This window comes from Synechococcus sp. MIT S9451 (assembly GCF_047304725.1).
Classification (GTDB): domain Bacteria; phylum Cyanobacteriota; class Cyanobacteriia; order PCC-6307; family Cyanobiaceae; genus Synechococcus_C.
Map to the genome: position 1 here is coordinate 189,492 of NZ_CP138971.1, position 12,134 is coordinate 201,625.

General features: G+C 60.9%; 11 protein-coding genes. 2 read left to right on the forward strand and 9 right to left on the reverse strand.

Going from position 1 to position 12,134, the window contains the following annotated elements; genetic code table 11:
• Positions 1-8 precede the first annotated feature (8 nt).
• The 5 genes from SIB72_RS01165 to SIB72_RS01185 all read right to left on the reverse strand — a co-directional run bounded on the left by SIB72_RS01165 (position 9) and on the right by SIB72_RS01185 (position 6,776).
• Positions 9-338 (reverse strand): hypothetical protein, encoded by a 330-nt coding sequence (locus SIB72_RS01165; protein ID WP_413744350.1) that lies wholly within the window; start codon positions 336-338, stop codon positions 9-11.
• A 150-nt stretch (positions 339-488) separates the two neighbouring features.
• Positions 489-749, reverse strand: a complete 261-nt coding sequence (locus SIB72_RS01170; protein ID WP_115120450.1) for a DUF4278 domain-containing protein — start codon at positions 747-749, stop codon at positions 489-491.
• A gap of 83 nt (positions 750-832) precedes the next feature.
• A complete protein-coding gene (locus SIB72_RS01175; RefSeq protein WP_413744351.1) occupies positions 833-4,612 on the reverse strand; it encodes a hydantoinase B/oxoprolinase family protein in 3,780 nt (1,259 codons plus the stop codon).
• Complete coding sequence (locus tag SIB72_RS01180) at positions 4,587-5,306, reverse strand: glucosamine-6-phosphate deaminase (protein WP_413744352.1); 720 nt, start codon at positions 5,304-5,306, stop codon at positions 4,587-4,589. Before SIB72_RS01180 ends, SIB72_RS01175 begins: the two co-directional genes overlap by 26 nt.
• Before the next feature lie 75 nt (positions 5,307-5,381).
• Positions 5,382-6,776, reverse strand: coding sequence for a SpoIID/LytB domain-containing protein (locus SIB72_RS01185; protein ID WP_413745149.1), 1,395 nt, complete (start codon positions 6,774-6,776; stop codon positions 5,382-5,384).
• A gap of 166 nt (positions 6,777-6,942) precedes the next feature.
• On the opposite strand from SIB72_RS01185, the gene SIB72_RS01190 reads away from it, so the two are divergent.
• Complete coding sequence (locus tag SIB72_RS01190; protein WP_413745150.1) at positions 6,943-7,890, forward strand: ribonuclease Z; 948 nt, start codon at positions 6,943-6,945, stop codon at positions 7,888-7,890.
• Positions 7,891-8,017: 127 nt separating this feature from the next.
• Positions 8,018-8,530, forward strand: a complete 513-nt coding sequence (gene psbV, locus SIB72_RS01195; protein ID WP_244281583.1) for a photosystem II cytochrome c-550 — start codon at positions 8,018-8,020, stop codon at positions 8,528-8,530.
• Positions 8,531-8,578: 48 nt separating this feature from the next.
• On the opposite strand, the gene SIB72_RS01200 is transcribed toward psbV, so the two are convergent.
• From SIB72_RS01200 to serA, 4 genes are all read right to left on the reverse strand, one after another.
• The gene (locus tag SIB72_RS01200; protein ID WP_170953876.1) at positions 8,579-8,986 is read right to left on the reverse strand and encodes a hypothetical protein; all 408 of its coding nucleotides are present in this window, start codon (positions 8,984-8,986) and stop codon (positions 8,579-8,581) included.
• A gap of 119 nt (positions 8,987-9,105) precedes the next feature.
• Positions 9,106-9,405: a ferredoxin gene (locus SIB72_RS01205; protein ID WP_115019479.1), complete on the reverse strand. Its 300-nt coding sequence runs from the start codon at positions 9,403-9,405 to the stop codon at positions 9,106-9,108.
• A gap of 139 nt (positions 9,406-9,544) precedes the next feature.
• Complete coding sequence (prmA, locus tag SIB72_RS01210; RefSeq protein WP_115120453.1) at positions 9,545-10,459, reverse strand: 50S ribosomal protein L11 methyltransferase; 915 nt, start codon at positions 10,457-10,459, stop codon at positions 9,545-9,547.
• Between the two features lie 26 nt (positions 10,460-10,485).
• Entirely contained in the window at positions 10,486-12,072 is a 1,587-nt protein-coding gene (gene serA / locus SIB72_RS01215; RefSeq protein ID WP_413744353.1) for a phosphoglycerate dehydrogenase, read from the reverse strand.
• Between the last annotated feature and the right edge of the window lie 62 nt (positions 12,073-12,134).

Genomic DNA, 12,134 nt, shown 5'->3' on the forward strand with positions numbered 1-12,134 from the left:
ATGGGGCCTTACCAATCCGCGCTGTAAAGCTTCTCATAGGCTTCATAAACAGCGTCATTGTCAGGACCAGCCACCACCAGCATTGTGAGGCCTCGCTTCTTATCGCACTCAATCAGTGCGGCCACATACTCCACGGAGTGATTAGCCTTCACCTCCTTGAGTTTGGGATTGACATCCAGAACCCGCACGTTCTTATCAAACCCATGGATTTTCAGAGCCTTGGTGGCACCATCGATGCAGCTCTGAAGGCTTCCGTCATAGCTGAACTTGCTTGCATACACGAAGGGCGTGCGAGCAACAACGGGAGCTGCAGCAAGCAGCATCGCGCTGGCAACCATCGGTGCCATTCGGACCAGCCGTGATGTTTTCATTCTGATCACCTATCTGCGCCGAAGTTATCACCAGTGGCATCAGTGTGGTGCGCTCGTCAACGAAAAACCCCGCCGGAGCGGGGCGAATGGCTAACGACCTGGATCAGGTACGACGTTTCAGAAAGACCGTTGATAGTGCACGCCGCGGTAGGTGAGACCTGCTGAAGCAGCTTGGGCATCAGCCTGGCGGGCTTGATACGAAGCATGGCGATAGACGAGGGCGACAGTCGGCTTGACGACTGCGACGGACTGACGCGTGTAGACATTGCCCATGTAGGTGAGCTGCATGGTGGTTCTCCGAGTTAGCTCAGACCCCCGTTCCTTGGTCTGAAACGAACTGCGCTCTGTGAAACACAGAGTGAACGTGTCGCGACGCATTCAGATGAATGCCTCACATTCCATAAATAGCGAAAGTGTCGCTCCCTCTGGCGTTCAGTGCGCTACAGACCCATCAATTCCGATCATTGCGGTATGCCCCAGCCTCCTCCGCCTGGAGTCGCAATCGTCAGACAATCACCCTCCTCCAATTGAAGCTGCACACAACCGGGCAAGTGCTCCCTGGACCCATCGGCGCGTTCGAGCTGATTGCTCCCACAGAGTCCATCCCCTCCACCCGCAAGCCCGAACGGCGAGACGAAACGACTACCGGACAGCAGTCCCACCGTCATGGGTGCAAGGAAACGTAAACGGCGTTCCAGCCCATCTCCCCCGGGCCATCGACCCGCGCCACCACTGCCCTTGCGGCGAGCGAAGCGCTCCACGCGAACAGGAAAGCGCTGTTCAAGCACCTCGGGATCCGTCAGCCGGGAATTGGTCATATGACATTGCAGACCCGATGCACCAGCAAAGCCTTCTCCTGCCCCGCTGCCTCCGGCGATGGTCTCGTAATACTGAAAGTGCTGGTTGCCGAAGCTGAGATTGTTCATGGTGCCTTGGGAGGCAGCCATCACTCCCAGGGCAGCAAACAGCAGATTGCAGAGTGCCTGGGAGGTCTCCACATTGCCGCCGACGACAGCCGCAGGAGCTTTCGGATTCAACAGCGATCCAAACGGCACCGTGAGTGTGAGGGGGCGAAAGCAGCCAGCATTCAGAGGGATGGGTTCCTGCACAAGACAGCGCATCACGTAGAGCACTGCCGCCTTCGTTACCGCCAGCGGAGCATGAAAGTTGTGGTCTGCCTGCGGCGAACTACCGCTGAAATCGAGATGGGCTCGCCGCCGCGTCTGATCCACCCGGACCTCAAGCTGCAGGCGAGCACCGTTGTCGAGCTTCACCTCAAAGCACTGGTCGGATAGACGAGAGAGCAGCGTTTCCACCGCCTCCGCAGCGTGCTGCTGCACATAATCCATGTAACCAGCCACCCTCTTGTGGCCCTCTCGGGCGACAAGAGCCTCGAGCAAGTCCACCCCGAGTCGATTGGCAGCGACCTGGGCCTGGAGGTCAGCAAGAAGGACATCAGGGCAGCGCGGCGGCAACCGCTCGGCTGCAAGGCGCGTCGTCCAGGCCTCGCGATCAAGACGTCCTTGCCGCACCAGAGGCCAGTGACGCAAGCACAACCCCTCGTCCTCAATGCATCGACTGAAGGGAGGCATCGAGCCGGGGGTCAGACCACCCACATCAGCATGGTGGCCCCTACTGGCCACGAAGAAGAGCGGTTCACTTCCCCCTGCGAACACAGGTGTGATCGCAGTGATATCTGGCAGATGGGTGCCTCCATGGAAAGGGTCATTGCTGATCACCACATCACCTGGCTGCAGCGGCGGGGCCTTGCCGGCCGCCACCTCAGCGAGCAAATCAACCACCGCCTCCCCCATCGACCCCAAGTGCACTGGGATGTGGGGAGCATTGGCCACCAAGGCACCAGCACCATCAAACAAGGCACAGGAGAAGTCGAGCCGTTCGCGGATATTCACAGACCGACTGGTCTGCCGCAGCCGCTCCCCCATCCGTTCGGCGATCACCATGAAGCGATGGTGAAACAAGCTGAGGTCCACTGGATCCACAGCCTCATCCGCACCCCCACCAGCCAAAGCCTCAGCTGCCTGAGGCACCAGACCGGAACCTGCTGAGGCTGAATCGCTCCCCGCTTTCACACCCCGACCACTGATCACAAGGTCTTCAAGAATGAGATCGCCATGACAGGCGCAGCGTGCCCTCCAACCGGGGTCCAGCACAATGCACCCGGTGGCCTCAAGGATCAGGGCAGGGCCAACCAAGTGCTGCCCCTCGTGCAGCTGCTCACGACGCCACAACGGGACAGAACACCAGCCACGTCCAGGGCAGTGCATCGAGACGAGCTCAGATCGGTCGACTGAAGCCAACACGGACGGGGTGGCCTCGGCACCAGACCCACGAACCGACGGCATGGCCAACAGAGGTGGCGCCACCACCTCCACCTCAAACCGCTCCACCACAAGAGGGACCTGGCGCTGGGGGAGAAAACCGAAACGCTGCTGATGCAGCCTGGCAAAGGCTCCTTCTAGATCGGTGATCGTTGGCAAGGCCAGGAGATTGGCCTCGCCTGGATCGGCAATCTCAACCATCAACCCCTGCTCGGAGGCTGGATCACGCAACTCCAACGACACTTTCCGTTCCAGGAGACCGCCCTGTGCGTCGCCATCGGCAAGCAACTGCTGCTCTGCCAGCTCCAAAGCCGCACGCAGCTGCTCCGCTAACGGAAGCAGTTGCTTCTCCTGCAATGGCTGGCGCACGGCACCCTGTCGCCACTGACGCTGACGCGCCTGTCCCATGCCGTAAGCCGACAGCACGCCTGCCAGAGGATGCAGCAACACCTGCCGAAGGCCGAGAGCGCGAGCCACACGGCAAGCCAGTTGACCAGCGGCTCCGCCATAGGCCACCAACACACCACCACGGATGTCATGGCCACGACAGAGCGACACCTGCTCAATCGCAGCCGCCATGGTTTCCACCGCAAGATCGAGGGCCCCTTCCGCCAACTGCTCAGGGGTACAGGCAAGGGCCTCGGCAAGCGCAGCAAAGCGTTGCTGCACCACCTCCCCATCGGGCAGCTGGTTGCCGGTGTCCCCAAACACAGCCGGGAAACCCTGCACCTGCAGTCGTCCCAGCAGCATGTTCGCGTCTGTGATCGTGAGCGGACCGCCGCGGCGGTAACAGGCAGGCCCCGGATCAGCACCGGCCGAACGGGGACCGACGGTGAGGCGATCACCATGCCGATCAATCATCGACCCTCCCCCCGAGGCCACCGTGTGAATCGGCAGCCTTGGCGCCAAAAGCGTCAACCCAGCCACCTCCGTTTCAGCGCTGCGCTCCCAAGCACTGTCCGAGGAACCGGCCGGGAGACAAAACACGTCCGTACTGGTGCCGCCCATATCGAAGCCCACCAGCGGCTGGGTCGCGAAACCCGCCCTACGCGCCACCGCCACCGCTCCCACCATCCCACCAGCTGGACCAGACAGAATCGTGTCCTTGGCCTGGAGGTGCCCTGGTGCCTGCAGGGCACCGCTGGAGGTCATCACCCGTAACTGAGTCCGGTGACCGAGCGCCTGCTGCACCTGTTGCAGATAGCCAAAGAGGCATGGCGCCACCGTCGCCTCCACCAGCGTGGTCTGCCCGCGCGGCACCAACCTCGGCAACGGACACACCCGATGAGAACAGACAACGGTGGTGAAACCGATCCGCCGAGCAAGGGCCTCCAAACGTTGTTCATGCTCTGGATAGCGCCAGGCATGCAACAGAGCGATGGCACAACAGCGCAATCCCTGACGGTGGTGATAACGCAGTCGCTCCTCAAGCGCATCATCAAGCTGCAACGGAATCACCTCCGCACCATCGGCATCAAGCCGCCCGTTCACCGCCTCCACCGCCACCGCAAGAAAGGGCGGTTCCTGCAGTTCGAGAGCGAAAAGATCCACTCGGTGCTGATCACCGATGCGCAATAGATCCTCCAGGCCAGCATTGGTCAGCAAAAGGACAGGATCCCCAGCTCCCTCCAGCAGGGCATTGGTCGCGACAGTCGTGCCCAGCCTCAGCTCCCCGATGGAGGCCTCCCGCTCCGCAGACAGCCCCTCCTCTAGCAGCATCTCCTGCATGGCCTGCACTGCGGGATCTCCTGATTTCCACGGCTGCTCCGAGAGCACTTTTCGGACCACCAGACGTCCGTCCGGAGCCATCCCGACCAGGTCCGTGAAGGTACCGCCGCGATCAACCCAGAAGCGCCAGTCCGTCAAGGTGCCGTTATCGCAACCCAAGAGCGGCATCATCAACCCAAAGCCGAACCCGCGGATGACGCAGTAACCAGCTTGCCGGCAAGGAGGGGTCACAACCGTTGGCAAACACGCGCCGGAGAATCTCAGTTTTCGTCGCCCCTGTGACAATCAGATGCAGCTCCTGCGCAGCGAGAATCTCTGCGATACCCAGAGTGATCGCCCGAGCCGGCACCTGATCAGACACTCCACCAAAGGCCGCTGCGTTCTGCTCACGGGTGGCAGCGCAGAGCTGAACGCAGCGACAGGGTGCATCGGCACCGCAGGGGGGTTCATTGAAGCCAATATGACCATTACCACCGAGCCCTAACAGCTGCAATCCGATGCCACCGGCCCTCTGCAGCTCCTGGCTGTAACGCCTTGCTTCCAGATCAGGCTGGGCCGCTGCACCATCAGGCAGATGCAGTTGCTCGGGAAGCAATCCCAGCGGGTCTGCCAGCCTCTGCTTCATGTAGAAGGCAAAGCTGTTGGCATGCGTGCTGGAAAGACCGACATATTCATCGAGATTGAAACTGAGCCAGCCGCTACGGAGCCGCTCCAAGTCAGAGCCGCTCCATTGCTGCAGGCGCCGCACCAAGGCCGCATAGAACAATTCCATCGTGCGTCCGGTGGCCAGGCCCAACGGACGGGGGGCCACCGTGTTCAACCGCTTGCGTAGCTGCCCTTCCCAGTCATCAACGATGGCGTCCATCAGCGCGGGTGGATCGGCTCGCTGTGAGACAACAATCGTGTGCGGAAGTTGCTGGAGATCCAACGATGAGAACTATCAACTGCTCCAGGCTGGCCTGAGTGGGGCGATCCATGCCATCGCCGGGTCATCAGCAGGCAAGAACGGTCGGATCGTGACACCGCGGTAATAGTGCTGGAGAATCTGGCGGAAGTCAGCGCCCTGCTCCGCCAGGCCACGGGCTCCCCACTGACTCATGCCGACGCCGTGGCCGAAGCCGCGACCGCGAACCGCCAGCACTCTCTTGGTACCACCACCTCTAGTCACAAGGGGAGAGAGCTCCAGTGGCGGCGGCGGCGGCGGCGGCATCACCCCAGGCCGAGCAGCGGAGGAGGTCGCAGGCAAGGAGGCAGGTCCCTTGGACTCGACATCAACAGATCCAGTCGCCGAATCCCGCCACACGCCGATCAAAACAGCCCTGTCGCGCATCCGGCTTGTGGTGGGTGCGGGCACTGCAGCCGCCGTCGAGGGGAGGGGGCTTGTAGCGGGCACGGCCGCGACGGGCGCTTGAGCCAGCCAGTTAAAACTGACCATCGTGCTTTTGAGACCGAGGCGCTGACGCAACTCCCGGCCCGTGATTTCAAGCGCGCCTCGAGGACCGCGCACGCGCACTGCGCGCAGTCGGCCGGTCGAGCTGGTCTGCAAGACCTCCAGCCTCTGCAACCCCCCGGTTTCGCGAAAGGCCTTCTTGAGCTGACGGGTATCAAAGCGCTGCTCCCAGCGATGCACCGGGCTGTTTTGATCGTGATCACGCACGCTCACTAGATAGGGCAGCTGGTTGCGCCACACCTCACCACTGGGCTCGGTCGCACCGCCGGAGCTGCTGTGAAAGACGGCGCTGATCAGCTTGCCGCCATGCACCATGACTAAGGAGCGGGTGCTGTCAACCGCCTCGCGGGTGCGGGGCGTCGCCGATTCCAACCCTTGATAAACCTGACTAGCCACAGTCGCTTTCAAGTCAAAGCTGCCGTTGCGCCCGCGCTGACGCAGGGCATAAGTGCGAGCAGCAACCGCCTGAGCCTGCAGCGCGGCCATCGGCCAGTCCTGGGGCATTTCACTGCCCACGACACTGGCCAGATAACTCTCGATGCCGAGATGGTTGACCACCTGGATCCGACCCTCTCGTGACGCCAGACGCAGTTCACCGCTATAGCGACGCTGACCGAGCCAGATGCCGCGCGGATCTCTGCTGTGGATCGTCAATCTGGCTGTGCGAGGAAGGCTCCGACGTCCCAGCTCAGGAGACTCGATCAGCCATTGTCCGTGGCTGCTTTTAATCAGAAGACGGGACAGTTGCAGCGGCTCCCCACCCAGTCCTGACAGCTCCAAGCGCTGTCGACCGTCGGCGCGCAGACGCAAGGTGCTCGCCTCCGCGACCAACACCCGCATCTGGGGTTGCCGAGCAGCAATCTCAACAGCTGCTGCTGGCACCATGGCCGGCAGCAACGGTTGCAACAACAGAGCGGCAACGGGTCCGAACAGAAGGGAAGGGAAGGGCCTCACCACGCGATCCGATCGGCAGGGCAGCTCAGTGTGCCCCCCTCTGCCCCGTTCATCCAGGGTGCTGCATGGCAAATTTGATGCTTGCCCGCCCCAGACCGTGCAGGTCACTTTCCTCGGCACCAGTTCCGGCGTTCCCACCCGGGCCAGAAACGTTTCAGCTGTGGCACTGCGATTACCGCAGCGGTCGGAACTCTGGCTGTTCGATTGTGGAGAGGGCACACAACATCAATTTCTGCGCAGCGAGCTGCGCCTTTCCCAACTGCGAAGGGTGTTCGTCACCCATATGCATGGCGACCATGTCTTCGGCCTGCCTGGCCTGCTGGCCAGCCTCGGCCTAGCCGGCAACAGTTCGGGAGTGGATCTCTATGGTCCTGAGGCGCTGGAGGACTATCTGCAGGGAGTTCTGCGGACAAGCTCCACCCGAATCGGCTATCCGATCACTGTGCATCGGGTGAAAGAGGCCGCCCAGCAAGGGAGGCTGGTACTGGAAGACGACGACATCATTGTGAGGGCCACTCCCCTCACCCATCGGGTTCCCGCCTACGCCTACCGGATCGACCAAAAACCGCGCACAGGACGATTCGACATCGACAAAGCCCGTGCCCTAAAGATCCCGCCTGGACCTGTCTATGCCCAACTCAAGCAGGGGCGAACCGTCACCCTGGAGGATGGCCGCCGCATCGACGGTCGGGAACTATGCGGACCAGACCGGCCTGGGGTCAGCATTGTGTACTGCACAGACACAGTGTTTTGCGAGGCGGCTGTGGAGCTAGCCCGCGGCGCCGATCTGCTGATCCATGAAGCAACCTTCTCCCACGCCGAAGCGGAGATGGCCTTCCAGCGCCAACACTCCACCAGCACCATGGCGGCTCAAACCGCAGCGGAAGCTGGGGTCAAGCAGCTGGCTCTCACCCACCTCAGCCCCCGGTATGCGCCGGGCAATGCCGTCACCCCCGATGACCTGCTGCATGAGGCACAGGCGATCTTCCCCAACACGCTCCTCGCCAAGGACTTCCTCACCCTGGACATCCACCCGGCTGAGTGAGCGGAACCACAAGCCATCCTCCCGGCTGCAACAGTTCATGAGCACGCTCCAGGAACATCACCAAGGGACCATCACCGCGTGATACAAGAACTTGGTGCGGTGTATCCGTCAGATTCTGGTGTCCTTCATGGTCTCTCCCTTCCATTCCCTGCGACGGTCCCTGAGCCGACTGCTGCTCGTGCTGCCTGCGCTGGTCGCTCTCGCCTTCAGCTCCCCCGCTCTTGCTGCCCAGTGGGATGCCCAGACCCTCACCGTTCCCGCTGACACCAGCGGCGCTGAGGTGACTTTCTCCGAGCAGGAGATCAAAACTGGCCGCAAGGTGTTCAACACCAGCTGTGGCACCTGCCATGCCGGTGGTATTACCAAGACCAACCACAACGTGGGACTCGACCCTGAGACCCTTGCGCTGGCAACTCCAGCGCGCGACAGCATTGAAGGCCTGGTGGATTACATCAACGATCCAACCTCCTACGACGGCGAATACAGCATTGCTGACGTCCACCCCAGCATGCGCAGCCGCGAGCTCTATCCAGCAATGCGTGATCTCACCGATGAAGACCTCCGCCTGATGGCTGGCTACATCCTTGTGGCACCAAAGGTGCTTGGCAAAGAATGGGGCGGCGGAAAGATCTACTTCTGATCTCTCAACCAGCTCTCAATTAAAAAGCCGCCCCAAAGGGCGGCTTTTTCATGACTGGGAACCCGGTGCTGTATTCGCCGGTTCAAAGGAACGGGGATGGCGGCTATACCACCATTCTTGGAGCGCAGAGCTGAAACGGATCGAGAACAGCGTCAGCACCGTGGCCGTGGGTCTTGAGCCAGGTTGCAACAACTCGACGGCATAGGAGGGGCATCGACGCGCCGCCAGATCAGGCACAAAGCGCCGTCCGACCCTTCTCCAACTGGGCTCCTTGCTTCGCCAGACGAGACGGCAGCAGGGCCACGGCAGCTCCTCCCGATCGAAAAGGCGGCAGCAGGGTCCAATGACCCGAAAGCTGTATTGACCACCAGGACTGGTGTGAACACTGCCGTGTTCCATCAGTGCATCGACTTCAGGCCTGGAGGAGGCAGAAGCAGCGGCTGACGCTGCAGGCATGGGAGATCCTGATCGTGCGCTCACGATGCCATCAAAAAGCCACCCCTGGGGGTGGCGGATGGACAGTCCATCAAAGCGACGGAGGACTGCATACGAGATTTAGGACCCTGAGGTCGAACTCAATAGAGCTCTTCTTCAGCGTGGGTCTTGATGGTGCAATCTGACGTGGGATACGCCACACAGGTCAGAACGAAGCCAGCTTCAATCTGGTCGTCGTCCAGGAAGCTCTGGTCGGACTGGTCGACAGTGCCAGAGGTGATCTTGCCAGCGCAGGTGGAGCAGGCGCCTGCACGGCAGGAATAGGGCAGATCGATGCCCTGCTCTTCAGCGGCGTCGAGGATGTACTGATCGTCGGGCACTTCGATGGTCTTGTTCAGACCTTCGCTCTCAGCGACCAGAGTGACCTTGTAGGAAGCCATGGATGGATGGAGTGCGCACTGACCTGAAAAACAGGCATGCAGGACCAAACCCTTCTACATCGGACTGGGGCACTCTCAGTCTTTTAGGACAAGCTTTCCGGGCAAGGCCAATCAAAGCCCATGCACTGATAAGGCAGGCTTATGCAGATTCGACCCTGCTGATCTCCATCAATCCCCAGCTTCCCTGGGAACGAAGCGCCACAACAGTCCATCCCAGTTCTTCCAGCACGCTGGTGAGCCGCGGAGCCTGTTCTACAAGCAAACCACTGAGGAGGCCGCGCCCTCCCGGGGCCAACACCGAGGTGAAATGAGGGGCCAGGGCTTCGATCACAGGCGCCAGGATGTTGCAGAGCAACAGCTGGGATTGAACACCTGCGTGCATCAGAGCCAATGTCTCGACCGAGCCTTGGCGCACCATCAGATGGTCTTCATCGAGCCCATTCAGACTGGCGTTATCCCTTGTAGAGCGTTCGGCGAGAGAATCAGTGTCTGCCGCCAACACTCGTTCGGCGCCTAGGGCCAAGGCCGCCAGCCCAAGGACACCGCTGCCGCATCCGAGATCGGCCACCTGCAAGCCCTGAGGGGGAGAGGCTTCCAAGGCCTCGAGGCAAAGCCGAGTGGTGGGATGACTGCCAGTACCAAAAGCGCTGCCTGGATCCATCCGCAACACCAGACGATCGGCATGTTCCGGAGGCAGCTCAAGCCAGGCAGGCAGGATCAACAATCGATCTCCGACGGGATCGGCCTGCCAATGCTGTTTCCAGGTGAGGCTCCAATCCTCATCATCCAGTTGCTTCCATTCCACCCTGGGCAAGCTCAGGCCGAACGTGGTCGCCAACGGCCGAAGACTATCGATCAGCTCTGTGCGCTGATCTTCAGGCCATTCTGGCTCCGGCAACCAAGCGAAAAGGGTGCGCTGGTGTGGCGTTTCCGGTGCATGCTGCACCGCCACGCGATGCAGCCCAAGACTCTCCATCTTCCAGAGAAGCGACTCCTCAAGTTCGGGCTGAAGTGGCAGGGAAAAACGCCACCAACGAAGGGAGGTCGATGTCATGGCCAAGGAGGTTGAACAACAAACCGTCAGAGGGTGACGGGATGTGCTTCCTGGATGCCGTTGATGGCACTGATGGTGGCCAGCAGGCTCGGTGGGATTGGGTCATCAATGCTGAGAACCATCACCGCGTCACCTCGGACGATGCGACGTCCCACCTGCATTGAAGCGATATTGACGTTGTGCTCACCCAGAACGGATCCAAGCTGGCCAATAATCCCGGGCATGTCGCGATGCCGGGTGAACAACATGTGCCGACTGGGCGGCACATTCACTGGAAATTCATCGATGGTGGTGACACGCAGCTCACCATCGGCAAACACCGCACCAGTGACACTGTGCCCCCCCTGGGAGCCACGGGTGGTGAGCTGGAGCGAGCCCCCTGCGAAGTCACGACTGGACTCGTCTTTCACCTCCAGCACGTGGATGCCGCGGGCCTTGGCCTCAAGCAGAGCATTGACGTAGTTGATGCGCTCGCCAAGGGCACTGGAGAGCAGACCTTTAAGAGCAGCCACAACCAAGGGCTGGGATGGATACTCCGAGAAGTCACCCTGGAGCCTGACCTCCAGTTCCTCCACCTGCCCCCCGGACAACTGGCTAACAAGGAGGCCCAGTGTTTCGGCCAACTGCAAATGGGGCTTGAGACGCTCCATGATCTCGGCACTGAGACCGGGGATGTTCACCGCACTGCGTGCCGGAAGACCGAGGAGCACATCGCGGATCTGCTCGGCCACGTCGGTGGCGACATTTTCTTGGGCTTCCTCAGTGGACGCACCAAGATGGGGTGTCAGCACCAGACCACGCTCAACGCTGCGCAGCGGTGAATCAGCCGCGAGTGGTTCAGTCGCAAACACATCCACACCGGCTCCTGCGATCACACCGTTCTCGATCGCCTCGGCCAAGGCACTTTCATCAATGATTCCGCCACGGGCACAGTTCACGAGGCGAGCGGTGGATTTCATGCTTCGAAGCAACTCCGCATTCACCAGGTTTTCGGTGTCTGGGGTTCGCGGGATATGCAGCGTCACGTAATCAGCGCTGCTGAACAGATCAGCCAACTGCGTCAGACGCACCTGCATCTGCTGAGCTCGCTCACTGGACACGAAGGGGTCATAAGCGATCACATCCATGCCCATTGACTTGGCCACCTTCGCCACATGGGAGCCGATCTTGCCGAGACCCACAACGCCGAGCACTTTTTTATAGAGCTCGTTTCCGAAGTACTTTTTCCGATCCCAGGCCCCTTGACGCATCGATGCGTGAGCCTGGGGCACATGGCGAGACAACGAGAGCAGTAACGCCAGGGCATGCTCAGCTGCAGCGATCGTGTTCCCCTCAGGGGAATTGACCACGAGCACCCCACGCTGGGTCGCGGCCGGCACATCAACGTTGTCAACGCCCACTCCGGCGCGACCAACGATGCGCAGGCGATCGGCCGCTGCGATCACATCGGCGGTGACCTGCGTGCCCGAGCGAATCATCAGAGCGTCGTACTCGCCAATGATTCCCTTCAGCTCTTCTGGGCTGAGACCAGTGCGTTGATCAACCTGAGCCACCTGGCTCAGGATGTCTATGCCGGCCTGATCAATGGGATCGGAAACCAGAACTTTTGTCATCAACCGGCGAAAGACTGCCTCAAACCACTTTAAAGACAGGCCAGCAGGCCAGAATTAAACGC

Coding starts and splice junctions, on each gene's coding strand:
- SIB72_RS01170 (WP_115120450.1), bottom strand. CDS start 749: ATGCGTCGCGACACGTTCACTCTGTGTTTCACAGAGCGCAGTTCGTTT.
- serA (WP_413744353.1), bottom strand. CDS start 12,072: ATGACAAAAGTTCTGGTTTCCGATCCCATTGATCAGGCCGGCATAGAC.
- SIB72_RS01185 (WP_413745149.1), bottom strand. CDS start 6,776: ATGGTGCCAGCAGCAGCTGTTGAGATTGCTGCTCGGCAACCCCAGATG.
- SIB72_RS01180 (WP_413744352.1), bottom strand. CDS start 5,306: ATGGACGCCATCGTTGATGACTGGGAAGGGCAGCTACGCAAGCGGTTG.
- prmA (WP_115120453.1), bottom strand. CDS start 10,459: ATGACATCGACCTCCCTTCGTTGGTGGCGTTTTTCCCTGCCACTTCAG.
- SIB72_RS01165 (WP_413744350.1), bottom strand. CDS start 338: ATGGTTGCCAGCGCGATGCTGCTTGCTGCAGCTCCCGTTGTTGCTCGC.
- SIB72_RS01200 (WP_170953876.1), bottom strand. CDS start 8,986: ATGCCTGCAGCGTCAGCCGCTGCTTCTGCCTCCTCCAGGCCTGAAGTC.
- SIB72_RS01175 (WP_413744351.1), bottom strand. CDS start 4,612: ATGATGCCGCTCTTGGGTTGCGATAACGGCACCTTGACGGACTGGCGC.
- psbV (WP_244281583.1), top strand. CDS start 8,018: ATGGTCTCTCCCTTCCATTCCCTGCGACGGTCCCTGAGCCGACTGCTG.
- SIB72_RS01205 (WP_115019479.1), bottom strand. CDS start 9,405: ATGGCTTCCTACAAGGTCACTCTGGTCGCTGAGAGCGAAGGTCTGAAC.